Here is a 24,961-nt window from a genome sequence, read left to right as displayed (position 1 = left end):
TTCCTCCGGAGCCTTCCATGTCCCGCGTTACCTTGAGTCGCTATTTGATTGAGCAGACCCGCAGCAACAACACTCCTGCCGATCTGCGCTTCCTGATCGAAGTGGTGGCGCGTGCCTGCAAGGAGATCAACCACGCCGTGTCCAAAGGCGCCCTGGGTGGCGTTTTGGGCAGCATGGGCACTGAAAACGTCCAGGGCGAAGTGCAGAAGAAGCTCGACGTGATCTCCAACGAGATCCTGCTCGAAGCCAACGAATGGGGCGGTCACCTGGCCGGTATGGCGTCCGAAGAAATGGACAACGCCTACCAGATCCCGGGCAAATACCCGAAAGGTGCGTACCTGCTGGTATTCGACCCGCTGGACGGTTCGTCGAACATCGACATCAACGCGCCGGTCGGAACCATCTTCTCGGTACTGCGTTGCCCGAACGAATACCTGAGCCAGAACGAACCTTTGAACGAAAAGGCCTTCCTGCAGCCAGGCACCCAGCAAGTGGCCGCCGGTTACGCGATCTACGGTCCGCAGACCATGCTGATCCTGACTTTGGGCGACGGTGTGAAAGGCTTCACCCTGGACCGTGAAATGGGCAGTTTCGTATTGACCCACGAAAACATCACCATTCCTGAAACCACCCAGGAATTTGCGATCAACGCGTCCAACCAGCGTCACTGGGAAGCACCGGTACAGCGCTACGTCGGCGAATTGCTGGCAGGCGATGAAGGCCCGCTGAAAAAGAACTACAACATGCGCTGGGTTGCCGCGATGGTGGCCGACGTGCACCGCATCCTGAACCGTGGTGGCCTGTTCATGTACCCACGCGACAGCCGCGAGCCGTCGAAGCCAGGCAAACTGCGCCTGATGTACGAAGCCAACCCGATGTCGTTCCTGGTGGAACAAGCGGGCGGTGCGTCCACCGACGGCCACCAGCGCATCCTCGACATCCAGCCGGAAGGCCTGCACCAGCGGGTTGCGGTGTTCCTCGGTTCGAAAGAAGAAGTTGCCCGCGTCACGGCTTACCACAAGGAATAAACCATGACTGCGCCCTGGCAGCCGTTGCTTTATTGGTGGTTCGGGAGTTCCGAGTCAGCGAGGGAAGTGGCGGCGCAGAAGGGCAAATTGTGGTTCGGCAAGCGCGACAGCCAGGACCTCGAAGCGCGCGAGCGTTTCGGGGACTGGACCGAGCAGGCACTGGCCGGCGGATTGACCGAGTGGATGCAACATCCCGAAGGTTGGCTGGCCCTGGTGCTGTTGCTCGATCAGATCCCGCGAATGATCTTTCGCGATATTCCCAAAGCCTTTGCAGGCGATCTCCGGGCGCAGAAGCTGGTAGCCCAAGGCATTGCCGCGGATTACGACCGGCAGTTGCAGCCGATTCAGCGGGTGTTCATCTACCTGGTGTTCGAGCATAGCGAAGACCTCGCGGTGCAGAACGAAGGCGTCTCGCGCTACATCGAACTGGTGGCGCAGCAACCGGAAATCGATCGGGCGCTGTTCAGCGATTACCTGGACTATGCCGAGCGGCATCAGAAAGTGATTGCGCAGTTTGGGCGCTTTCCGCATCGCAATGCGGTGTTGGGGCGGGAGAGTACTGCTGAGGAGCTCGAGTTTCTGTCGAAACCGGGCTCTCGGTTCTGATTTTTCGTTGTAGCTGATGCCGCCATCGCGAGCAAGCTCGCTCCCACAGGGATCTTTGTCGCACTGGAGATCCATTGTGGGAGCGAGCTTGCTCGCGATGAGGCCGGAGAGATCGCCTCAGATCCTGAAGCTACCAACTAGCTGCTTCAACCGCGCCGCCTGCTGCTCAAGATCGGCACACGCACGCAAGGTCGACTGCAGGTTCTCCACACCTTCCTGGTTCAGCATGTTGATCTCTGTGATGTCGACGTTGATCGACTCCACCACGGCCGTCTGTTCTTCAGTGGCAGTGGCGACCGACTGATTCATGCCATCGATCTCACCGATGCGCTGGGTCACGCTGCCCAGGCGTTCGCCCGCCTGGTTGGCGATGCCGACGCTGCTTTCGCTCTGGCGCTGGCTGTCAGTCATGATGCCCACCGCTGCCCGGGCGCCGACCTGCAGTTCTTCGATCATCGTCTGCACTTGCTGCGCCGAGTCCTGGGTGCGGTGAGCGAGGTTGCGCACCTCATCGGCCACCACGGCAAAACCGCGACCGGCCTCGCCAGCGCGGGCCGCTTCAATGGCGGCGTTGAGCGCCAGCAAGTTGGTTTGCTGGGAGATGCTGGTAATCACTTCCAGGATCTGCCCGATGTTGACCGTATTGCTATTGAGGGTTTCGATGTTGCCGCACGAATCGCTGATCTTGGCCGACAGCTGCTGCATCGCCGCGATGGTTTTATCCACCACCTGTTGGCCGTCTTCGGCCAGGCTGCGGGCATCGCTGGAATGTTGCGAGGCGAGGGCGGCGTTCTGGGCGATCTCCTGGGCGGCGGCACCGAGCTGGTTGATCGCCGCAGCGACGCTGCTGGTGCGCGAGGCTTGCTGGTCGGAGTTGTACATCGACGAGTTCGAGGCGGCGACTACACGCAACGCCACTTCGTTGACCTGGCCGGTGGCCGAGGACACTTCGATGATCGAGGTGTGAATGCGCTCGACGAAGCGGTTGAACGACAGCCCCAGCGCGCCGAATTCGTCATGGCCGTGAATGGTCAGGCGTTTGGTCAGGTCACCTTCGCCTTCGGCGATGTCGTGCATGGCGCGGCCCATGGTCAGCAGCGGCTGCATCAGCAGGCTGATCAGCATGCCCAGCAGGACGATGATGATCACCACGGCAATCACCATGGCGATGATCGCCGAGGTGCGGAATTCGCTGAGCATCGAGAACGCCGTTTCCTGATCGAGCACCAGTGCCACGTACCAGTTCGCCGATGGCACGCCGTTGACGTGGGTGAAGGCGATGAACTGGCGCTTGCCGTCGATCTCGACTTCTTTCATGCCCGGGCTGACTTTGGGTGTGTCGCTCGGATAGGCCTCGGTCAGGTTCTTGAGCACCAGCTTGCTGTCCGGGTGAATCAGGATCTTGCCGTCGGCACCGACGATGAACGCATGACCGTGACCGCCGAAGTTCAGCGAATTGATGATCGCGCTGACGCTGGACAGGTCGATGTCGGCGCCTGCGACGCCGATCATCTGGCCCTGGTGCTGCACCGGGGTGGCCACGGTGATCACCAGTTTGCCAGAAGACGCGGCAATGTACGGTTCGGTGACGATGGTCTGTTGTGCGCTATTGGCCGCCTTGTACCAGCCGCGGGCGCGAGGGTCGTAGTCCGCCGCACGGTTGCCCGCCGGGACCGAGAACATCACGCCGTCGGCACCACCGAAGTAGCTCAGCTGGAAGTTGCCGGTGTAGGCGGGCAGGTCGATGATTCGTTTCAGGCCAGCGGGAGCATTGCCGTCGGCGTTGATCTGTTGGGCCATCGACTGCAGCAATTGCATGCGGCTTTCCAGCCAGGTCTGGATGTTGCTGGTGGTCAGGCTGCCGAGTTCCTGCATCGAGGCTTCGGTGCTGTTGCGCAAGGTTTGGCGCTGGCGATAGTCGTTGAACAGGATGAAACAAGCGAATGCGACGGCCACCACGAGGGCGGCAGCCAGCAATATCTTGTGGCTGAACTTCATGTTTCTGGTCATGGATGAGCTACCGCAGAGGGGCTGTTCTACAAAATGGGGGAGCAAATGCCACCGACGTGGCTTTGCGTTGCATTTATGTCGACTGAACGGCGCCAAAGATTAGGCGAATTCTCTGAAAAACGACGAAATGCTCGATGAATAAGGAAAGTGGCTGATTTTCGGCAAAAGGTAGACGAGTGGCCCGATAAATAGCCTGCCGGGCACGGAACCTCGCAGGGGTTTTCTCTTCTAAGCTTCAGCTTGGCAGCCATGCCAATCCCCTACGCCCCCCGGAGTTTCACCATGTCGCTGCGTTCCATCGCCCTGCTTTCGTTTTGCGTGTTGCTGGCTGCCTGCAGCAAAGTCAATCAGGAAAACTACTCTAAGCTCTCGGCCGGCATGGCCAAGGCCGATGTGGAGACCCTGTTGGGCAAACCTGCCGATTGTTCAGGTGCGCTCGGCATGTCCAGTTGCACCTGGGGCGACAAGAACAGCTTTATCAGCGTGCAGTTCGCCGGTGACAAAGTGCTGATGTTTTCCGGCCAAGGCCTGAAGTAAACCGGGGCGTTTGCCCGCGGGAGAAAAATAATGAAGCGGTTATTGATCATCCTTTTTGCCGGTCTGTTGTTGGCTGGCTGTGCCACGTCTGGCCCGGACCCATTGGCCCCCAAGACTGTCAAAAGTGTCAATCTCAAGCGCTACCAGGGCACCTGGTACGAGTTGGCGCGCATGCCGATGTACTTCCAGCGCGACTGCGCGCAATCCGAAGCCCATTACACGCTCAAGCCTGACGGTAACGTGGCGGTGTTGAACCGCTGCCTGACGGCGCAGTGGCAATGGGAAGAGGTCAATGGCACGGCTTATCCACAGGTGCCCGGCAAGGGCGACAAGCTGTGGATCGAGTTCGATACCTGGTTCTCCAGGCTGATCCCGGGTACGGCGAAGGGCGAATACTGGGTGCTGTACGTCAGCGATGACTACAAGACCGCCATTGTCGGGGATCCGAGCCGGAAGTATTTGTGGCTGTTGTCGCGCACGCCGACCGTGAATGGTGTGGTGCGTGAGGAACTGCTGAGCAAGGCGCGTCAGCAGGGTTACGACACCACGCGGCTGATCTGGCGTGCGTCGGAACAGCAGATGGCCGAGACGTCCAACTAACAACGCATGACCCTGTAGGAGCGAGCTTGCTCGCGATGGAGTATCAGACACAACGATGTCGACTGACACACCATCGCGAGCAAGCTCGCTCCTACAGGGTTTTGTGTCAGCCTAAAAGTTCGCGCAGGACTTGAGTGAATGCACGGCTGCTTTCTTCTTCGCCGGCATGCCGCCCGTCACGCACCACCCACTGACCATTCACCAGCACATCCCGCACTTGGCGATCGCCACCGGCAAACAGCCACCGATTGAGAATCCCGTCACCATTGGCTGTCGCCAAATACGGATCGTTGCCATCGAGCACCAGCCAGTCGGCGCGTTTGCCGACTTCCAGCGCGCCAATCGGCTGGCCTAGCGCCTGAGCACCGCCATCCAGCGCCGCATCGAACAACGTGCGGCCAACCATTGGCTGATCCGCGCCATACAAACGATTACGCCGTTGGTCGCGCAGACGCTGGCCGTATTCCAGCCAGCGCAATTCTTCCACCACGCTCAATGACACATGACTGTCGGAACCGATGCCCATGCGGCCGCCCTGGGCGAGGAAATCCACCGCCGGGAAAATCCCGTCGCCCAGGTTGGCTTCGGTGGTCAGGCACAGGCCGGCGATGGCGCGACTCTTGGCCATCGACGTGACTTCTTCCGGGTTGGCGTGGGTCGCGTGGACCAGGCACCAGCGCTGATCGACGTCGATGTTTTCGTACAGCCATTGCAACGGACGACGACCGCTCCAGGTCAGGCAGTCGTCGACTTCTTTCTGCTGCTCGGCGATGTGGATGTGCACCGGGCATTGCTTGTCGCTGGCCGCCAGCACTTCGCTGATCTGCTGTGGCGTAACCGCGCGCAGTGAGTGGAAACACAAGCCGAGCGACTGCGCCGGTTGCTGCGCCAGCACCGGTTGCAGGCGCGATTGCAGCTTGAGGTAGTTTTCGGTCCTGTTGATGAAGCGACGCTGACCTTCGTTCGGGGTCTGGCCGCCGAAACCGGAGTGGCTGTAGAGCACCGGCAGCAGGGTCAAGCCGATACCCGCGGAACTGGCTGCCTGGCTGATGCGCAGAGCCAGTTCGGCCGGATCCGCATAAGGCTGACCATTGATGTCGTGATGCACGTAGTGAAATTCCGCGACCGAGGTGTAACCGGCCTTGAGCATTTCGATATACAGCTGGCGGGCGATGACACCGAGTTGTTCCGGGCTGATTTTTCCGACGAGGCGATACATCAGATCGCGCCAGGTCCAGAAACTGTCGTTCGGATTGCCCGCCACTTCCGCCAGCCCGGCCATGGCCCGCTGGAAGGCGTGGGAGTGCAGGTTCGGCATGCCAGGCAGCAGCGGACCGCTCAGCCGCTCGGCGCCATCTGCCTTGGAATCGGCCTGGATATGGGTCAATACGCCGTCGGCGCTGACCTCAAGACGTACATTGTTGGCCCATCCACTAGGCAGCAGCGCGCGTTCGGCAAAGAAGGCGGACATGGTTCAGCACCCCATCGTGTGTTATTTGTATATACATATACAGACGTTTGCCTGCCCGGTAAACTCCGGCAAGCTAGCGACATCAATCAAATGACCAAGGATTAACCGTGCCGACTCCGCCTCCAGTCTCTCCGTTGGCCGCGAACATGGGCGACAGTCCGGCGCCCTTGTACGCCCGCGTCAAACAAATGATCACCCAGCAAATCGACAGTGGAAACTGGCCGCCGCACTACCGCGTTCCGTCGGAAAGCGAACTGGTCAGCCAGTTGGGCTTCAGCCGCATGACCATCAACCGCGCCCTGCGCGAGATGACCGCCGATGGCCTGCTGGTGCGCATGCAAGGCGTCGGCACATTCGTCGCCGAGCCGAAAAGCCAGTCCGCGCTGTTTGAAGTGCACAACATTGCCGATGAAATTGCCTCTCGCGGTCATCGCCACACCTGCAAGGTCATCACCCTTGAAGAAGAGGCCGCCGGCTCCGAGCGCGCCCTGGCCCTGGACATGCGCGAAGGGCAGAAGGTGTTCCACTCGCTGATCGTGCATTTCGAAAACGATATTCCGGTGCAAATCGAAGACCGTTTCGTCAATGCGCTGGTGGCGCCGGACTACCTCAAGCAGGACTTCACCCTGCAAACGCCCTACGCCTACCTGAACCAGGTCGCGCCGCTGACCGAAGGCGAGCACGTGGTCGAGGCGATCCTGGCTGAGTCATCCGAATGCAAATTGCTACAGATTGAAAAGGGCGAGCCTTGCCTGCTGATTCGCCGCCGCACCTGGTCCGGTCGTCAGCCAGTGACTGCTGCTCGCTTGATCCACCCCGGTTCCCGTCATCGTCTGGAAGGTCGGTTTCATAAATAGAGAGCCATAAATGAGCAGTCTGAAAGTTTTACGTGCGCTCGATTACCCGCGCATGCCGTGGAAAAACGGCGGCGGCAGCACCGAAGAAATCACCCGCGATGCCGGCACTGGCCTGGACGGGTTTGGCTGGCGCCTGTCGATTGCCGACATTGGCGAGTCGGGTGGGTTTTCCACCTTCGCCGGTTACGAGCGAGTGATCACCGTTTTGCAGGGCGATGGTATGAGCCTGACGGTGGATGGCCAGGACACGCGGCCACTGTTACCGCTGGACCCGTTTGCCTTCAGTGGTGAAAGCAAGGTTTCCTGCACGTTGCTCGGCAGTCCGATTCGCGATTTCAACCTGATTTACGCGCCGCAGCGTTACGGTGCGCGGTTGCAGTGGTTGAGTGGCGAGCAGCGGTTCTTCAGTTCGGCGGGTACGATGTTGGTGTTCAGCATCAGCGAAGCACTGGAAGTGAAGGTCGGTAACAACGCTTCGAAGCTCGGTCGCCACGATTGCCTGCAACTCGACGCTAACACTGGCCTGCTGGAAATCTCCGTTAATAGCCCATGCTGTGTGATTGAGCTGACCGCACGCTGATTCTGAATTTTCAAAAGATCGCAGCCTTCGGCAGCTCCTCCAGGGTGCAAAGCATCCCATGTAGGAGCTGCCGAAGGCTGCGATCTTTTGCTTTTCAGCGTTCCCGAAAGCGCACCATGTTGTTACCGAACGCCCCAGCGTGGCGCAAAACCACGCTCAAGTAACAAAACCCCCTCGCCACAAAAATCCTCCCGAAAAAATTTCATCTACACCAGAACCCTTGTCCCAGGCGCTCTCCAGCCGTTTCAGAATTTTTCTTGAATGCTCATCCGGCAAGTTGGCCGCTTGATTGCATATGCTTGTATGTACAAGTAAAGACGTATGCGTATGAGTCACGAGGACTCAACCATCGTCCACTGTTCGCCGGTGTGCACTGATATGCCCATTGGCTTGCTCGCCCACTGCCTGGGTTGGTTTGGATTGATTGCTGAGGAGTCTTTTTCGTGACTGACATTAAACCTACTAAGTTTCGTGACGTTGAAATCCGTGCCGCACGTGGTAACAAGCTGACCGCCAAGAGCTGGCTGACCGAAGCGCCGCTGCGCATGCTGATGAACAACCTCGACCCGGAAGTCGCCGAGAACCCTAAAGAACTGGTGGTTTACGGTGGTATCGGTCGCGCTGCACGTAACTGGGAATGCTACGACAAGATCGTCGAAAGCCTGACCAACCTGAACGACGACGAGACCCTGCTGGTGCAATCCGGCAAGCCGGTCGGCGTGTTCAAGACCCACAGCAATGCCCCGCGCGTACTGATCGCCAACTCCAACCTGGTTCCACACTGGGCGAGCTGGGAGCACTTCAACGAACTCGACGCCAAAGGCCTGGCCATGTACGGCCAGATGACTGCCGGCAGCTGGATCTACATCGGCAGCCAGGGCATCGTCCAGGGCACCTACGAAACCTTCGTTGAAGCCGGTCGCCAACACTATAACGATGACCTGAAAGGTCGTTGGGTCCTGACCGCAGGCCTCGGTGGCATGGGTGGTGCTCAGCCTCTGGCCGCGACCCTGGCTGGCGCTTGCTCGCTGAACATCGAATGTCAGCAGGTCAGCATCGATTTCCGTCTGAAAAGCCGCTATGTCGACGAGCAAGCAACTGATCTCGACGACGCGCTGGCCCGCATCGCCAAATACACCGCCGAAGGCAAAGCGATTTCCATTGCCCTGCTGGGTAACGCGGCAGAAATTCTCCCGGAACTGGTCAAGCGCGGCGTGCGCCCGGACATGGTTACCGACCAGACCAGCGCCCACGATCCGCTCAACGGCTACCTGCCGGCCGGCTGGACCTGGGACCAGTACCGCGCTCGCGCCAAGACTGAACCTGCCGCTGTGATCAAGGCCGCCAAGCAATCGATGGCCGTGCACGTCAAAGCGATGCTGGACTTCCAGAAAATGGGCGTACCGACTTTCGACTACGGCAACAACATCCGTCAGATGGCGCAAGAAGAAGGCGTGGAAAACGCATTCGACTTCCCGGGCTTCGTACCAGCCTACATCCGTCCGCTGTTCTGCCGCGGTATCGGCCCGTTCCGTTGGGCTGCACTGTCGGGCAACGCTGAAGACATCTACAAGACCGACGCCAAGGTCAAAGAGCTGATCCCGGACGACGCCCACCTGCACAACTGGCTGGACATGGCCCGTGAGCGCATCAGCTTCCAGGGTCTGCCGGCACGTATCTGCTGGGTTGGCTTGGGCCTGCGCGCCAAGCTGGGTCTGGCGTTCAACGAAATGGTCCGTAGCGGCGAGTTGTCCGCGCCGATCGTGATCGGTCGCGACCACCTGGACTCCGGTTCGGTATCGAGCCCGAACCGCGAAACCGAGTCCATGCAGGACGGTTCCGACGCCGTGTCCGACTGGCCACTGCTCAACGCTCTGCTCAACACCGCGAGCGGCGCGACCTGGGTTTCCCTGCACCACGGCGGCGGCGTCGGCATGGGCTTCTCCCAGCACTCGGGCATGGTGATTGTCTGCGACGGTACTGACGAAGCGGCCGAGCGCATCGCTCGCGTGCTGCACAACGACCCGGCCACCGGTGTCATGCGTCACGCCGATGCCGGTTACCAGATCGCCATCGACTGCGCCAAGGAACAAGGGCTGAACCTGCCGATGATTACCGGCAAATAAAGAAAGCGGGCCTTGGCCCAATGCAAACCTGTAGGAGCTGCCGAAGGCTGCGATCTTTTGGCGTCGTTACTGACGCCGAAGATCAAAAGATCGCAGCCTCGTTTCACTCGACAGCTCCTACACAGCACCTACACAGATACAACCAACACCGACCAACAATCCACAGAGGTTGAACCATGGCTGTTAACAGCGATCGTGCAGGCAACAAACCGTTGATCGAGAAGCGCTCGATCGACTACATCCCGGAAGCGGAAAGACACGGTCGTCTGTTGAGCCAGTTCACCCTGTGGATGGGTGCCAACCTGCAAATCACCGCGATTGTCACCGGGGCCCTGGCCGTGGTGCTGGGCGGCGATGTGTTCTGGTCGTTGATCGGTCTGTTGATCGGTCAATTACTGGGTGGCGGCGTGATGGCGCTGCATGCCGCGCAAGGGCCCAAGCTCGGCCTGCCGCAGATGATCTCCAGCCGGGTGCAGTTCGGCGTGTACGGCGCGGCGATCCCAATCGTGCTGGTCTGCTTGATGTACCTGGGCTTCACCGCAACGGGAACCGTGTTATCCGGGCAGGCGCTGGGCCAATTGTTTGGCGTCAGCGACACCGTCGGTATCCTCCTTTTCGCCAGTGTCATCGTGCTGGTCACGGTGCTCGGTTATCGGGTGATCCATTGGATCGGCCGTGTTGCCAGTGTCATTGGCGTGATTGCCTTTGTTTATCTGTTCAGCCGTCTGATGAACCAGGTCGACGTTGGCGCACTGTTGCAAATCCGCCACTTCAGCTGGAGCAGTTTCCTGCTCGCGGTGTCGCTCGCGGCGTCCTGGCAGATCGCCTTCGGCCCTTATGTGGCTGACTATTCTCGCTACCTGCCGAGCAAGACGTCCGCGGTGAAAACGTTTTTTGCCGCAGGCGCAGGTTCGGTCATTGGTGCGCAGGTGGCGATGGTCCTCGGCGTGTTCGCGGCCGCTTCGGCCAACGGGCAATACGCCGGCCACGAAGTGGCCTACATCGTTGGCCTGGGTGGTACCGGTGCCACCGCTGCGCTGCTGTACTTCAGCATCGCGTTCGGCAAGGTCACCATCTCCACGCTGAACTCCTACGGCAGCTTCATGTGCATTGCGACCATCATCAGCGGTTTCCGTGGTGACCTGAAGGTAACGCGCTTGCAGCGCCTGGTCTTCGTGCTGGTCATCGTCGGTGCTGCGACCCTGATGGCGTTGCTCGGTCAGCACTCGTTCCTCGGCGCATTCAAGTCTTTCATCCTGTTCTTGCTGGCGTTCTTTACCCCCTGGAGCGCGATCAACCTGGTGGACTACTACTGCATCACTCGCGAGCGCTATGACGTACCGGCTCTGGCCGATCCGAATGGTCGCTACGGTCGTTGGAACCCACTCGGGATCAGCGTCTATGTCTTCGGTGTGCTGGTGCAACTGCCGTTCATTTCCACCAAGTTCTATACCGGTCCGCTGGTGGCGGCCCTGGGTGATGTGGATATTTCCTGGATCATCGGTCTGGTGCTTCCCGCAGCCCTGTATTACCTGTGCGCAAAAAAATGGCACGGCACAGTGCCCGATCAATTGATCCTGCCGGTCGAGCAGGACAGCGTTGTACAACCTAAAAAAAGCGGGGCCGGTCGCGCTGCGGCGCAGGCCTGATTGGACGTGGACAGGGCTGGATGCCTCTTGACTGCCGTAAGCCAACTCATGATTAGGAGCGTCACAACAATGAAATCGAACAAGACCCTGCTGACCACATTGCTTTCCATGGGCCTGCTGGCCAGCGCCGGCGCCACTCAGGCGGCGGGTTGGTGCGAGTCGGGCAAACCGGTGAAGTTCGCCGGCCTGAACTGGGAAAGCGCCATGCTGCTGACCGACGTGTTGCAAGTCGTGCTGGAGAAAGGCTACGACTGCAAGACCGACAGCCTGCCAGGCAACTCCATCACCATGGAAAACGCCCTGAGCAGCAACGACATTCAAGTGTTCGCCGAAGAGTGGGTCGGCCGCAGCGAAGTCTGGAACAAGGCCGAGAAGGCCGGCAAAGTCGTCGGTGTCGGCGCGCCAGTGGTGGGTGCCGTCGAAGGCTGGTACGTGCCGCGCTACGTGATCGAAGGCGACGCCAAGCGCAAGCTGGAAGCCAAGGCGCCGGACCTGAAAAACATTGCCGACCTGGGCAAGTACTCGGCGATTTTCAAGGATGCCGAAGAGCCATCCAAGGGTCGTTTCTATAACTGCCCGGCCGGTTGGACCTGTGAGCTGGACAACAGCGAAATGCTGAAGAGCTACGGCCTGGAAAGCACCTACACCAACTTCCGCCCAGGCACCGGCCCGGCGCTGGATGCCGCTGTGCTGTCGAGCTACAAGCGTGGCGAGCCGATCCTGTTCTACTACTGGTCGCCAACCCCGCTGATGGGCCAGATCGACGCGGTGAAACTCGAAGAGAAACCAGGCGTGAACAAGACCGTGGATATCAAGGTCGGCCTGTCCAAGACTTTCCACGACGAAGCGCCTGAATTGGTGGCCGTGCTGGAAAAGGTCAACGTGCCAATCGACCTGCTGAACCAGAACCTGGGGCGCATGACCAAAGAGCGGATCGAATCACCAAAACTGGCCAAGATCTTCCTGAAGGAACATCCTGAAGTCTGGCACGCATGGGTGAGCGAAGACGCAGCCAAGAAAATCGACGCGGCCTTGTAGGTTGGGCTTCTCCGACTGTCGGCGACGGCAGTCGGATGCTTGATCGCAACCCCTTGATTGAGAGTCTCTTATGTTTCCCGAAAGCTTTACCTTTTCCATCGCCGACTGGGTCAACGGTTGGGTCGATTCGCTGGTCACCAACTACGGTGACGTGTTCCGGCACATCTCCGACACCCTGTTGTGGGCCATCGTCAATCTCGAAGGCCTGCTGCGCGCTGCACCCTGGTGGCTGATGCTGGCGATCGTGGCTGGTGTGGCCTGGCACGCGACCCGCAAGGTCGTGACCACTGCCGTCATCGTTGGTTTGCTGTTCCTGGTGGGGGCGGTTGGCCTCTGGGACAAGCTGATGCAGACCCTGGCACTGATGATGGTGGCGACGATCATTTCGGTGTTGATCGGCATTCCGCTGGGCATTCTCTCGGCGCGCAGCAACCGCCTGCGTTCGATACTGATGCCATTGCTGGACATCATGCAGACCATGCCGAGCTTCGTGTACCTGATTCCGGTGCTGATGCTGTTCGGCCTGGGCAAGGTCCCGGCGATTTTCGCTACCGTGATCTACGCCGCGCCGCCGCTGATCCGCCTGACCGATCTGGGCATTCGCCAGGTCGACGGCGAAGTGATGGAAGCGATCAACGCCTTCGGTGCCAACCGCTGGCAGCAACTGTTCGGCGTGCAACTGCCGCTGGCCCTGCCGAGCATCATGGCCGGGATCAACCAGACCACCATGATGGCCCTGTCGATGGTGGTGATCGCCTCGATGATCGGTGCCCGTGGTCTGGGTGAAGATGTGCTGGTGGGGATTCAGACCCTCAACGTCGGACGTGGCCTTGAAGCCGGTCTGGCGATCGTGATTCTGGCTGTGGTGATCGACCGCATTACACAGGCGTACGGTCGCGCACGGCATGAGGTGAGCAAATGAACAACGCAACCGTGAGCAAGATCGAAGTCAAAAACGTCTTCAAGATTTTCGGCAACCGTGCCAAGGACGCGCTGGCCATGGTCGGCCAGGGCAAGACCAAGGATCAGGTGCTGGCCGAAACCGGCTGCGTGGTGGGTGTGAACGACCTGTCGCTGAGCATCGGCAGCGGCGAGATCTTCGTGATCATGGGCCTGTCGGGTTCCGGCAAGTCGACCCTGGTCCGCCACTTCAATCGCCTGATCGACCCGACCAGCGGCGCGATCCTGGTGGACGGCGTGGACATCCTGCAATACGACATGGAAGCCCTGCGCGAATTTCGTCGGCGCAAGATCAGCATGGTGTTCCAGAGCTTCGGTCTGTTGCCGCACAAGAGCGTGCTGGACAACGTCGCCTACGGCCTGAAAATCCGCGGCGAAAGCAAAGCCATGTGCGCCGAGCGTGCGCTGCACTGGATCAACACCGTGGGCCTCAAGGGCTACGAAAACAAATATCCGCACCAGCTCTCCGGCGGTATGCGTCAGCGTGTGGGCCTGGCCCGCGCCCTGGCGGCGGACACCGACATCATTCTGATGGACGAAGCCTTCAGCGCCCTCGACCCGCTGATCCGCGCGGAGATGCAGGACCAGTTGCTGGAACTGCAAAAGACCCTGCACAAGACCATCGTCTTCATCACCCACGACCTCGACGAGGCCGTGCGCATCGGCAACCGTATCGCGATCCTCAAGGATGGCCGCCTGATCCAGGTCGGCACGCCGAGAGAGATCCTGCACTCGCCTGCGGATGAATATGTCGACCGCTTTGTACAGCGTCGGGCGGCGGTGGTTTAAAAGATTTGCGGTGACCCGACGTGCGCCTTCGCCGGCAAGCCGGCTCCTACAAGGTGCGCGTAACCCCTGTAGGAGCTGGCTTGCCAGCGAAGGGGCCGGTAAAGCTGCATCAATATTCAGGTTGTAAGCACGAGGTTGAAGATGTCCCAGGCTGAAAAAATCGTTATCACCGAAGCGCAGGTAACTTGGCAGGACGTGGTCGCCGTCGCTCGTCATGGCGCACAGCTTGAGCTGTCGGCGCCGATCTGGGCGCGCATCGAAAACGCGCAGGCCATCGTCCAGCGCATCGTCACCAGCGGCGAACGTGCTTATGGCATCAACACCGGCCTGGGCGCGCTGTGCAACGTCTCGCTGCAGGACGAACAACTCAGCCAGTTGTCGCGTAACACCTTGCTCAGCCACGCTTGCGGCGTGGGTGCAGCGCTGAGCAACGAGCAGACCCGCTCGATCATGTGCGCCGCCGTCGTCAACTACAGCCACGGCAAATCCGGCCTGCACCGTCAGGTCGTCGAAGCGCTGCTGGCACTGCTCAACCGTGGCATCACCCCGCAAGTGCCGTCCCAGGGTTCCGTGGGCTACCTGACCCACATGGCCCACATCGGCATCGCGCTGCTGGGCGTCGGCAATGTCAGCTATCGCGGTCAGATCGTTTCCGCGCAGCAAGCACTGGCCGAAGAAGGCCTGCAACCGGTCAAGCTCGGTGCCAAGGACGGTTTGTGCCTGGTCAACGGCACACCGTGCATGACTGGCCTGAGCTGCCTGGCCATTGCCGATGCTACGCGCCTGCTGGAATGGGCCGACGTGATCGGCGCCATGAGCTTCGAAGCCCAACGCGGGCAAATCGACGCTTTCGACGCCGAGATCATCGCGCTCAAGCCGCACCCGGGTATGCAACAGGTCGGAATCAACCTGCGCGCACTGCTCGACGGCAGCGAAGTGATTGCCCAGAGCAAAGGCATTCGTACGCAAGATGCCCTGAGCATCCGCTCGATTCCGCAGGTGCACGGCGCCGCACGCGATCAACTGGTGCATGCGACCAAACAGATCGAAACCGAACTCAACGGCGCCACCGACAACCCGCTGGTGCTGGGCACCGCAGACAAATACCGGGTGGTGTCTCAGGCCAACCCCCATGGCCAGTCCGTGGCAATGGCGGCGGACCTGCTGGCGATTGCCATGGCGGAAATCGGCTCCATCGCCGAGCGTCGCCTGGACCGTTTGATCAACCCGCACGTCAGCGGCCTGCCGGCCTTCCTGGTGGCCAACCCGGGTGTGAACTCCGGGATGATGATCGTGCAATACGTCGCCGCTTCGCTGTGCGCAGAAAACCGTCAACTGGCGCAACCGGCAGTGTTGGATAACTACGTGACGTCGGGCCTGCAGGAAGATCACCTGAGCCTGGGCACCAACGCCGCGCTGAAGCTGCATCGTGCGCTGGAAAACTGCACGCAAATCCTTGCCATCGAGTATTTGCTGGCCGCCCAGGCGTTCGAATTCCTCAAGGAACAACGCTTCGGCGCAGGCACCGATGCGGCCTGGCGCCTGCTGCGTGAACGTGTTCCGGCCTACGATCAGGATCGTTGGTTGGCACCGGACATTGCCGCCGCTGCCAGCGTTTTGAAAGACCCTGTTTTGCTGCAAAAAGTCTTACCGAATTTGAACTGATTTCCCTACAAAACCAGCGTGCCAAGGCGCCACCCCCTCAAAAAGGGGGAAGCGACGGACAACGGACATCTCCGGAGCGTCTGGTTAGTTAATAGCTAACTCTCAAAAGGAGCACAAAATGACTTCTCTAAATCTGATTCCCGGTCAACTGAGCCTGGCCCAACTGCGTGATGTTTATCAGCAGCCGGTAAAAATCACCCTCGACAACAGCGCCTCGGCCCAGATCGAAGCCAGTGTTGCCTGCGTGGAGCAGATCCTCGCCGAGAATCGCACCGCCTACGGCATCAACACCGGTTTCGGCCTGCTGGCGTCGACCCGTATCGCCAGCGAAGACCTGGAAAACCTGCAGCGCTCGCTGGTGCTGTCCCACGCCGCCGGTGTCGGTCAGCCGATCAGCGACGCCCTGGTGCGTTTGATCATGGTGCTCAAGGTCAACAGCCTGAGCCGTGGCTTCTCCGGCATCCGTCGTGTGGTGATCGATGCGCTGATCGCCCTGATCAACGCTGAGGTTTACCCGCATATTCCATTGAAAGGTTCGGTCGGTGCCTCCGGTGACCTGGCGCCTTTGGCGCACATGTCGCTGGTGCTGCTGGGTGAAGGCAAGGCGCGCTACAAAGGCGAGTGGATGGAAGCCACCGAAGCGCTGAAAGTCGCCGGTCTGACTCCGCTGACCCTGGCCGCCAAAGAAGGTTTGGCGCTGCTCAACGGCACTCAAGTCTCCACCGCTTTTGCCCTGCGTGGCCTGTTCGAAGGTGAAGACCTGTTCGCCGGTGCCTTGGCGCTGGGCGGCCTGACCGTTGAAGCGGTGCTGGGTTCGCGCTCGCCGTTCGACGCACGCATCCACGCTGCCCGTGGCCAGAAAGGCCAGATCGACGCCGCGTCCGCTTACCGTGATCTGCTGGGCGAGCGTAGCGAAGTCTCCGACTCCCACGAAAACTGCGAAAAGGTCCAGGATCCATACTCCCTGCGTTGCCAGCCACAAGTCATGGGCGCCTGCCTGACCCAGTTCCGTCAGGCCGCCGAAGTGCTGGCCATCGAAGCCAACGCCGTATCGGACAACCCGTTGGTGTTCGCCGCTGAAGGTGACGTGATATCCGGTGGTAACTTCCACGCCGAGCCGGTGGCCATGGCCGCTGACAACATGGCACTGGCCATCGCTGAAATCGGCTCCCTGAGCGAACGCCGTATCTCGCTGATGATGGACAAGCACATGTCGCAATTGCCGCCGTTCCTGGTGGCCAACGGTGGCGTGAACTCCGGCTTCATGATCGCCCAGGTGACCGCAGCGGCACTGGCCAGCGAGAACAAGGCGTTGTCCCATCCGCATTCGGTGGACAGCTTGCCGACTTCCGCCAACCAGGAAGACCACGTATCGATGGCGCCGGCGGCCGGCAAGCGTCTGTGGGAAATGGCCGAGAACACCCGTGGGATTCTCGCGGTGGAATGGCTGGCGGCGGTACAGGGTCTGGACCTGCGCAACGGTCTGAAGACCTCGCCGAAACTGGAAAAGGCCCGCGCCATCCTGCGTAACGAAGTGCCGTTCTATGAGAAGGACCGTTTCTTTGCGCCGGATATCAACGCCGCAACCGAGCTGTTGGCCTCGCGTTGCCTGAACGAACTGGTGACGACGAAGCTTTTGCCGAGCCTTTAAGGACCCCTCGCTGGCAAGCCAGCTCCTACAGGGGGGTCGCATGAACCTGTAGGAGCCGGCTTGCCGGCGATTCGATTTTGCGTCGAATAACAATAATTAGGGACGAGAAATGCAACAGCCAGAAAAAGGTTTGAAACGCGGGCTCTCTGCCCGACATATTCGCTTCATGGCACTGGGGTCGGCGATCGGCACCGGGCTGTTTTACGGTTCTGCCTCGGCCATTCAAATGGCCGGGCCTGCGGTATTGCTCGCGTACCTGATCGGTGGCGCGGCGGTGTTCATGGTCATGCGCGCCCTCGGTGAGATGGCGGTGCACAACCCGGTGGCCGGTTCCTTTGGCCAATACGCCAGTACCTATCTTGGGCCGATGGCGGGCTTCATCCTCGGTTGGACCTACGCATTCGAAATGGTCATCGTCGGCATGGCCGATGTCACCGCGTTCGGTATTTACATGGGCTTCTGGTTTCCGGAAGTCGCGCGCTGGATCTGGGTGCTGGGCATCGTCTCGGTGGTCGGCGGCTTGAACCTGTGCAACGTCAAAGTCTTCGGTGAAATGGAGTTCTGGCTGTCGTTGCTCAAGGTCGCGGCCATTGTCGCGATGATCCTGGGTGGCTTCGGCATCATGCTGTTCGGCATCAGCACGGCCCCCGGCGCCCAAGCGACAGATATCAGCAACCTCTGGAGCCATGGCGGTTTCATGCCCAATGGCGTGGGTGGCCTGATCGCCTCGTTCGCGGTGGTGATGTTCGCGTTCGGCGGGATTGAAATCATCGGTGTGACGGCTGGTGAAGCCAAAGACCCGCAGCATGTGCTGCCTCGGGCGATCAATGCCGTGCCGTTGCGCATCCTGCTGTTCTACGTGCTGACCATGTTCGTGCTGATGTCGATCTTTCCATGGCAGCAGATCGGCAGCCAGGGCAGTCCTTTCGTGCAGATTTTCGACAATCTGGGCATCAGCTCGGCGGCGACCATCCTCAATATCGTAGTGATCTCGGCGGCGATCTCGGCCATCAACAGCGATATCTTCGGCGCAGGCCGGATGATGTACGGCCTGGCTCAGCAGGGCCACGCCCCCAAGGGCTTCGCGCGTTTGTCGCGCAACGGTGTGCCATGGATGACCGTGGTGGTGATGAGCGCCGCGCTGCTGCTGGGCGTGTTGCTGAACTACCTGATTCCGGAAAACGTGTTTCTGCTGATAGCCTCCATCGCGACCTTTGCCACGGTGTGGGTCTGGTTGATGATTTTGTTCACCCAAGTGGCCATGCGTCGTTCCATGAGCAGTGAACAGGTCGCACAGTTGAAGTTCCCGGTACCGTTCTGGCCCTATGCGCCGATGGCGGCGATTGCCTTCATGCTGTTTATCTTCGGCGTGCTGGGCTATTTCCCGGACACCCAGGCGGCTCTGATCGTCGGCGTGGTATGGATTGTATTGCTGGTGCTTGCCTACCTGACCTGGGTGAAGCCTGCGGCGGGGCAGGCGGCACTGGTAGAGCAGGAACCTTCTTTTTCTCATCGATAACCTAACGGAGGCCACGGATGAAAACTCTCTGGCAACACTGCCACGTCGCAACCATGGCGCAAGGCGTCTACTCGATCATCGAGGACGCGGCCATCGTGACGTCAGGTGCGCTCATTGAGTGGGTCGGCCAGCGCGCTGACCTGCCGGCGGGCGAGTACTCGGTGGTCAACGATTTGCAAGGGGCCTGGGTCACACCGGGCCTGATTGACTGCCATACCCATACGGTGTTCGGCGGTAACCGCAGCGGCGAATTCGAGCAGCGCCTGCAAGGCGTCAGCTACGCGCAAATCGCCGCCAGCGGTGGCGGCATCGCCAGCACCGTGCGCGCTACCCGCGCCGCCAGCGAAGATGAACTGTTCTCCAGCGCCGCCAAACGCCTGAAAAGCCTGATGCGCGATGGCGTCACCAGCATCGAAATCAAGTCCGGCTACGGCCTGGACCTGGCCAACGAGCGCAAGATGCTGCGTGTGGCCCGTCGCCTCGGTGCCGAACTGCCGGTCAGCGTGCGCAGCACCTGTCTGGCGGCTCACGCCTTGCCGCCGGAATACGCCGATCGCGCCGACGACTACATCGATCACATCTGCGCCGATATGCTCCCGGCCTTGGCCGCCGAAGGGCTGGTCGACGCGGTGGATGCCTTCTGTGAATACCTGGCGTTCTCGCCTGCGCAGGTGGAGCGTGTATTCATCACCGCCCAGGAACTGGGCTTGCCAGTGAAGCTGCATGCCGAGCAATTGTCGTCGCTGCACGGCTCGAGCCTGGCGGCGCGTTATCACGCGTTGTCCGCCGATCACCTGGAGTTCATGACCGAGGATGACGCCATTGCCATGGCCAAGTCCGGCACGGTTGCGGTGCTGTTGCCCGGCGCCTATTACTTCCTGCGCGAAACCCAATTGCCGCCGATGGATGCCTTGCGCAAGCACGGCGTGAAAATCGCCATCGCCAGCGACCTCAATCCGGGCACCTCGCCGGCACTGTCGTTGCGCCTGATGCTGAACATGGCTTGCACCTGTTTCCGCATGACCCCGGAAGAAGCCTTGGCGGGCGCGACGATTCACGCCGCCACCGCGCTGGGCATGGCTGAAACCCATGGTTCGCTGGAAGCCGGCAAGGTCGCGGATTTCGTCGCCTGGCAAATTGATCGTCCGGCCGACCTCTGTTACTGGCTGGGCGGCGATCTGGATAAACGCGTCGTGCGCCACGGCGTCGAATCAAGTCTGTAGGAGATCTGTTGTGGATAAGGTTCTGAACTTCAAACAAGGCCGCGTACCGCTGCTGATCAGCATGCCCCACGCCGGTGTGCGCCTGACTCCGGCAGTCGAGGCCGGGTTGATCCCGCAGGCGAAAAGCCTGCCGGACACCGACTGGCATATCCCGCAGCTGTACGATTTCGCCGCGGAACTGGGCGCCAGCACCCTGGCCGCCGAGTATTCGCGGTTCGTCATCGACCTTAACCGGCCTTCCGACGATAAGCCGCTGTACGTGGGCGCGACCACTGGCCTGTACCCGGCCACGTTGTTCGACGGCGTGCCGTTGTTCCGCGAAGGGCTGGAGCCTTCGAAACAAGAGCGGGCAACTTATCTGGAGCAGATCTGGACGCCGTATCACAGCACCTTGCAGCAGGAACTGGCGCGATTGAAGGCCGAGTTCGGCTACGCGCTGCTGTTCGATGCGCACTCGATCCGCTCGATCATCCCGCACCTGTTCGACGGCAAGCTGCCGGACTTCAACCTCGGCACCTTCAACGGCGCCAGTTGCGATCCTCAGCTTGCGACCCGACTGGAAGCGATCTGCGCACGTCACGAAAACTACACCCACGTGCTGAACGGACGCTTCAAGGGTGGCCACATCACCCGCCATTACGGCAACCCGGTCGAGAACATCCACGCCGTGCAGCTGGAGCTGGGGCAGTGCACGTACATGGAAGAGTTCGAGCCGTTCCGTTATCGCCCGGACCTGGCGGAGCCGACGCGGGAGGTGCTCAAGGAGTTGCTGCAAGGGTTGCTGGCCTGGGGTGAAAAACACTACGGGCATTAAGGCTTGGTGCGGTCTCTGTAGGAGCGAGCTTGCTCGCGAAAAACGTCAGGTCAACGTGTGCATTCAGGCAGCCCGCGTCATCGTTGTCCTCCATCGCGAGCAAGCTCGCTCCTACAAGTCGCCACCGTGCAAAACACGGTCGCCACAGTTCGCTTTCACTGCTCGTCTGCTGCGTAATGTTCTGGCCACGGTGCACAAAGACACCGCCCCGACAATAATCCGCTGCCGCACGAGAATGCTCTCTATGACAAGCCCCAAAGGTCTGTTCACCCGCTGTCTCTCAATCTTCTGCGGCACCGCTCTGTTGAGCGCTGGCGCCATGGCCGCGGACGACGCTTCCTGCAAAACCGTGCGCATGGGCGTGGTCAACTGGACCGACGTGATCGCCACCAGCGGCATGGCCGATGTGCTGCTCAACGGTCTCGGCTACGAAAGCAAGCAAACCAGCGCCGTGCAGCAAATCATCTTCGCCGGCATCCGCGACAAGCGCCTGGACATTTTCCTCGGCTACTGGAAGCCGGCGATGGATAAAAACATCGCACCCTTCGTGGCTGCCAATCAGGTCAAGGTCATGGACAAACCGAGCCTGGCCGATGCCCAGGCCACCCTCGCGGTCCCGGACTATGTAGCAGCGGCCGGGCTGAAAACCTTCGCCGACATCGCCAGATTCAAGGATCAGCTCGGCGGCAAGATCTACGGCATCGAGCCGGGCAGCGGCGCGAACACCACGATCAAGACCATGATCGAGACCAATCACTTCGGCCTGAAGGATTTCAAACTGATCGAGTCCGGTGAGGCAGGGATGCTGGCGGCCGTGCAGCGGGCGGTGAATCGCAAGGAGTTCGTGGTGTTCGTCGGCTGGACCCCGCATCCGATGAACATCAATATGAAGATCGACTACCTGACCGGCAGCGAAGACGTCTACGGGCCGAATGAAGGCGCCGCGACGGTCTCCAGCGTGACCGCGCCGGATTACGCCCAGCGCTGCCCGAACGTCAATCGCCTGCTGGAGAACCTCACGTTCAGCGCCGCCCAGGAAAGTCAGTTGATGGTGCCGATCATGGAGCGCCAAACGGCTCAGGATGTCGCGAAAAAATGGCTGCGTGACCATCCGGAGGACTTGCGGCGCTGGCTGGCCGGTGTCAGTAGCTTTGATGGCAAGGATGGCGTAGCCACGGTTCAGGCCAGCCTGAAAAACTGACAGCAAACCCCTGTAGGAGCGAGCTTGCTCGCGATAAACCCGAGAACGCCGCGGGGTATCAGGATTCCCGCGTTATCGTTGACGATCATCGCGAGCAAGCTCGCTCCTACAGACCATGCAATTCCCTGAATGGGCACCAGGTTTATGGCTCCTTATCCGCTTTCCGAACAGATGACAGCATTCGTCGACAAAACCCTGAGTTTCAACAGCAGCGACAGCAGTATCACCGGGTTGCGCCGGGCTTACAGCGAGATGTGCCGGGCGTTTACCCCGGCGCGCCCCGCCGGGTTGTCTGTGATTGATTTCGAGTTGGCCGGTGTTGCTGTTCGTTCCTATCAACCACCGGCCAGTGGTGCGTCGTGCATCGTTTACCTGCATGGCGGTGGCTGGGTGGTGGGGGACCTCGATTCCCACGACTTCATCTGCGCCGAATTGGCATCGACACTCGGTGTACGGGTGATCGCCGTCGATTACCGCCGGGCACCGGAGTATCCGTTTCCCGCTGCGTTCGATGATTGCCTGAAGGTCTGGCGGGCACTGCGCACCGGGGCGTTTCAACTTGACCCTGCGCGCATGCTGGTGGCCGGCGACAGTGCCGGTGGCAATCTTGCGGCGGCGTTGTGCCTGGCGCTGCGCGATGCCGGCGAGCCGCTGCCGTGCGCGCAGGTTCTGATTTATCCGGGGTTGGGCGGCGATCACCGCCTGCCGTCGCGCAGTGAGTGCATCGACGCGCCGTTACTCAGCAGCAGTGACGTCGATTGCTATCACGCGCTTTACCTGCAAGGCACCCGCCACCCGAACGCCTACGCGATGCCATTGCTCGCCACGGATTTCAGCGGTCTGCCACCGGCATGGATCGCGGTGGCGCAATTCGACCCGTTGCGCGATGACGGCGTGCTGTATGCCGAGCGACTGAAGGCTGCGGGCGTGGCTGCCACGCTGTATGTCGGCGAGGGTTTGGTTCATGGCTGTTTGCGGGCCCGAGGGCAGGCGGACGAGGTCGATGCGCTGTACAAAACCTTGTTCGGATATCTGGCGGCGAAACTCTGACTTCGCACGGGCATGCTCATTGACGTAATTCGGGTTTATGATGCCGGACGGCAGAATAATAGAAGTCCCCCCAGGGATGACCTTGACCCCTTACGGAGTGCGCAATGCAGACTTTGTACCCGCAGATCAAACCCCACGCCCGGCACGATCTGGCCGTCGACGATACTCACACGCTGTATGTCGACGAAAGCGGTTCACCGGAAGGTTTGCCCGTGGTGTTCATCCATGGTGGTCCCGGTGCCGGATGTGATGCCCAGAGTCGTTGCTTCTTCGATCCCAATCTCTATCGCATTGTCACGTTCGATCAGCGCGGTTGCGGTCGCTCCACCCCCCACGCCAGCCTGGAAAACAACACCACCTGGGATCTGGTCGCCGACCTTGAGCGGATTCGCCAGCACCTGGGCATCGACAAATGGGTGCTGTTTGGCGGCTCATGGGGTTCGACCCTGGCGCTGGCCTACGCACAAACCCATCCTGAACGTGTACACGGTCTGATCCTGCGCGGGATCTTTCTCTGCCGTCCGCAGGAAATCGAATGGTTCTACCAGGCCGGCGCCAGCCGCCTGTTCCCCGATTACTGGCAGGACTACATCGCGCCGATCCCTCTGGACGAGCGCGATGACTTGCTTGCCGCGTTCCACAAGCGTCTGGTCGGCAACGACCAGATTGCCCAGATGCACGCGGCCAAGGCCTGGTCCACCTGGGAGGGCCGCACCGCGACCCTGCGTCCTAACCCGCTGGTGGTCGATCGCTTCTCCGAGCCACAGCGTGCATTGTCGATTGCCCGCATCGAATGCCACTACTTCAGCAACCACGCCTTCCTGGAGCAGAACCAGTTGATCCGCAACATGGGCAAGATCGCCCATTTGCCCGGTGTGATCATCCATGGTCGCTATGACGTGATCTGCCCGCTGGATAACGCCTGGGAACTGCATCAAGCCTGGCCGAACAGCGAACTGCAGGTCATCCGCGACGCCGGTCATGCCGCTTCCGAGCCGGGCATCACCGACGCGCTGGTGCGCGCCGCCAATCTGATGGCCCGGCGACTGCTTGACCTGCCGCCTGAAGAAGCATGAAGGGCCTGTTGCAACGGGTGCGTGGCGCGCGGGTCGAGGTCGCGGGCGAAGTCGTAGGTGCCGTCGATCAGGGATTGCTGGTCCTGGTGGCCGTCGAGCCCGACGACACGCGGGCCAGCGCCGACAAACTTCTCAATAAGCTGCTTAACTATCGGGTGTTCAGTGACGCTGAGGGCAAGATGAATCTGTCCTTGGCGGATGTGGGTGGTGGGCTGCTGCTGGTCTCTCAGTTCACTCTGGCTGCCGATACCAAAAGCGGGCTGCGTCCGAGTTTTTCGACCGCGGCCCCTCCGGCGCTGGGCGAGGAGCTATTCGACTATTTATTAAGCAAAGCGAAACAGGTGCATGGCACTGTGGCATCAGGTAGATTCGGCGCGGATATGCAGGTGCACCTGGTCAATGATGGCCCGGTAACCTTCCTGTTACAGGCCTGAAAGCGTTTGAAACAATTTTTTACGCTCAATTCGACTGAAAACAGGACTTTTTCGCGATAAATACTTTGTTACCCCTG

At 60.4% G+C, this 24,961-nt stretch carries 22 protein-coding genes and 1 pseudogene; 20 read left to right on the top strand and 3 right to left on the bottom strand.

All coding sequences use genetic code 11. The features are described from left to right. The first annotated feature begins 17 nt into the window (after nucleotides 1–17). Nucleotides 18–1,028, top strand: coding sequence for a class 1 fructose-bisphosphatase (locus tag AC1DKH_RS13705; RefSeq protein ID WP_477798423.1), 1,011 nt, complete (start codon nucleotides 18–20; stop codon nucleotides 1,026–1,028). 3 nt (nucleotides 1,029–1,031) lie between these two features. Next, a complete protein-coding gene (locus AC1DKH_RS13700; RefSeq protein ID WP_477798422.1) occupies nucleotides 1,032–1,634 on the top strand; it encodes a DUF924 family protein in 603 nt (200 codons plus the stop codon). Nucleotides 1,635–1,751: 117 nt separating this feature from the next. On the opposite strand, the gene AC1DKH_RS13695 is transcribed toward AC1DKH_RS13700, so the two are convergent. Further along, nucleotides 1,752–2,516: a methyl-accepting chemotaxis protein gene (locus AC1DKH_RS13695; RefSeq protein WP_477763834.1), complete on the bottom strand. Its 765-nt coding sequence runs from the start codon at nucleotides 2,514–2,516 to the stop codon at nucleotides 1,752–1,754. A 93-nt stretch (nucleotides 2,517–2,609) separates the two neighbouring features. Beyond that, nucleotides 2,610–3,509, bottom strand: a pseudogene (locus AC1DKH_RS13690) (HAMP domain-containing protein); the annotation flags it as partial. Nucleotides 3,510–3,926: 417 nt separating this feature from the next. On the opposite strand from AC1DKH_RS13690, the gene AC1DKH_RS13685 reads away from it, so the two are divergent. Beyond that, nucleotides 3,927–4,181 (top strand): hypothetical protein, encoded by a 255-nt coding sequence (locus tag AC1DKH_RS13685; protein WP_007975531.1) that lies wholly within the window; start codon nucleotides 3,927–3,929, stop codon nucleotides 4,179–4,181. A gap of 30 nt (nucleotides 4,182–4,211) precedes the next feature. After that, nucleotides 4,212–4,781 (top strand): lipocalin family protein, encoded by a 570-nt coding sequence (locus tag AC1DKH_RS13680; protein WP_477752627.1) that lies wholly within the window; start codon nucleotides 4,212–4,214, stop codon nucleotides 4,779–4,781. 106 nt (nucleotides 4,782–4,887) lie between these two features. Here the strand turns inward: AC1DKH_RS13680 and AC1DKH_RS13675 are convergent, their stop codons facing one another. Next, nucleotides 4,888–6,252 (bottom strand): formimidoylglutamate deiminase, encoded by a 1,365-nt coding sequence (locus AC1DKH_RS13675; protein WP_477798421.1) that lies wholly within the window; start codon nucleotides 6,250–6,252, stop codon nucleotides 4,888–4,890. Nucleotides 6,253–6,398: 146 nt separating this feature from the next. Here AC1DKH_RS13675 and hutC point away from each other — a divergent pair, with 146 nt between their 5' ends. From hutC to dtd, 16 genes are all read left to right on the top strand, one after another. Further along, a complete protein-coding gene (hutC, locus tag AC1DKH_RS13670) occupies nucleotides 6,399–7,109 on the top strand; it encodes a histidine utilization repressor (protein ID WP_173677901.1) in 711 nt (236 codons plus the stop codon). A 10-nt stretch (nucleotides 7,110–7,119) separates the two neighbouring features. Continuing rightward, nucleotides 7,120–7,689, top strand: coding sequence for a HutD/Ves family protein (locus tag AC1DKH_RS13665; RefSeq protein WP_477752625.1), 570 nt, complete (start codon nucleotides 7,120–7,122; stop codon nucleotides 7,687–7,689). 443 nt (nucleotides 7,690–8,132) lie between these two features. After that, nucleotides 8,133–9,815 (top strand): urocanate hydratase, encoded by a 1,683-nt coding sequence (gene hutU, locus AC1DKH_RS13660; protein WP_223457541.1) that lies wholly within the window; start codon nucleotides 8,133–8,135, stop codon nucleotides 9,813–9,815. 176 nt (nucleotides 9,816–9,991) lie between these two features. Continuing rightward, nucleotides 9,992–11,464: a purine-cytosine permease family protein gene (locus AC1DKH_RS13655; RefSeq protein WP_477798420.1), complete on the top strand. Its 1,473-nt coding sequence runs from the start codon at nucleotides 9,992–9,994 to the stop codon at nucleotides 11,462–11,464. A gap of 69 nt (nucleotides 11,465–11,533) precedes the next feature. Further along, the gene (locus tag AC1DKH_RS13650) at nucleotides 11,534–12,502 is read left to right on the top strand and encodes an ABC transporter substrate-binding protein (RefSeq protein WP_477752623.1); all 969 of its coding nucleotides are present in this window, start codon (nucleotides 11,534–11,536) and stop codon (nucleotides 12,500–12,502) included. Between the two features lie 70 nt (nucleotides 12,503–12,572). Then, entirely contained in the window at nucleotides 12,573–13,424 is an 852-nt protein-coding gene (locus AC1DKH_RS13645) for an ABC transporter permease (RefSeq protein WP_046039591.1), read from the top strand. Continuing rightward, on the top strand, nucleotides 13,421–14,251 hold the full coding sequence (locus AC1DKH_RS13640) for a quaternary amine ABC transporter ATP-binding protein (RefSeq protein ID WP_007975542.1): 831 nt from the start codon (nucleotides 13,421–13,423) through the stop codon (nucleotides 14,249–14,251). Before AC1DKH_RS13645 ends, AC1DKH_RS13640 begins: the two co-directional genes overlap by 4 nt. A 141-nt stretch (nucleotides 14,252–14,392) precedes the next feature. Then, nucleotides 14,393–15,916, top strand: a complete 1,524-nt coding sequence (gene hutH / locus AC1DKH_RS13635; RefSeq protein WP_477798419.1) for a histidine ammonia-lyase — start codon at nucleotides 14,393–14,395, stop codon at nucleotides 15,914–15,916. A gap of 118 nt (nucleotides 15,917–16,034) precedes the next feature. Continuing rightward, nucleotides 16,035–17,567 (top strand): histidine ammonia-lyase, encoded by a 1,533-nt coding sequence (gene hutH, locus AC1DKH_RS13630; RefSeq protein ID WP_477798418.1) that lies wholly within the window; start codon nucleotides 16,035–16,037, stop codon nucleotides 17,565–17,567. A gap of 109 nt (nucleotides 17,568–17,676) precedes the next feature. Beyond that, nucleotides 17,677–19,086, top strand: a complete 1,410-nt coding sequence (locus tag AC1DKH_RS13625) for an amino acid permease (protein ID WP_477752201.1) — start codon at nucleotides 17,677–17,679, stop codon at nucleotides 19,084–19,086. Nucleotides 19,087–19,103: 17 nt separating this feature from the next. Continuing rightward, the gene (gene hutI / locus AC1DKH_RS13620) at nucleotides 19,104–20,309 is read left to right on the top strand and encodes an imidazolonepropionase (RefSeq protein WP_477798417.1); all 1,206 of its coding nucleotides are present in this window, start codon (nucleotides 19,104–19,106) and stop codon (nucleotides 20,307–20,309) included. A 10-nt stretch (nucleotides 20,310–20,319) separates the two neighbouring features. Further along, a complete protein-coding gene (hutG, locus tag AC1DKH_RS13615) occupies nucleotides 20,320–21,123 on the top strand; it encodes an N-formylglutamate deformylase (RefSeq protein ID WP_477798416.1) in 804 nt (267 codons plus the stop codon). Nucleotides 21,124–21,367: 244 nt separating this feature from the next. After that, nucleotides 21,368–22,324 carry a choline ABC transporter substrate-binding protein gene (locus AC1DKH_RS13610; protein ID WP_477798415.1) on the top strand — a complete coding sequence of 319 codons (957 nt, stop codon included), beginning with the start codon at nucleotides 21,368–21,370 and terminating at the stop codon, nucleotides 22,322–22,324. Between the two features lie 144 nt (nucleotides 22,325–22,468). Then, complete coding sequence (locus AC1DKH_RS13605) at nucleotides 22,469–23,374, top strand: alpha/beta hydrolase (RefSeq protein ID WP_477798414.1); 906 nt, start codon at nucleotides 22,469–22,471, stop codon at nucleotides 23,372–23,374. A gap of 104 nt (nucleotides 23,375–23,478) precedes the next feature. Next, a complete protein-coding gene (gene pip, locus AC1DKH_RS13600) occupies nucleotides 23,479–24,450 on the top strand; it encodes a prolyl aminopeptidase (protein ID WP_477798413.1) in 972 nt (323 codons plus the stop codon). Next, nucleotides 24,447–24,884 (top strand): D-aminoacyl-tRNA deacylase, encoded by a 438-nt coding sequence (dtd, locus tag AC1DKH_RS13595; RefSeq protein WP_477752195.1) that lies wholly within the window; start codon nucleotides 24,447–24,449, stop codon nucleotides 24,882–24,884. The genes pip and dtd overlap by 4 nt, the downstream gene beginning before the upstream one ends. Nucleotides 24,885–24,961 lie beyond the last annotated feature (77 nt).

The organism is Pseudomonas sp. 05L36, from assembly GCF_056398125.1.
The sequence above is the reverse complement of the archived record's forward strand: the minus strand, read 5'-3'. Positions and strand labels throughout refer to the sequence as shown.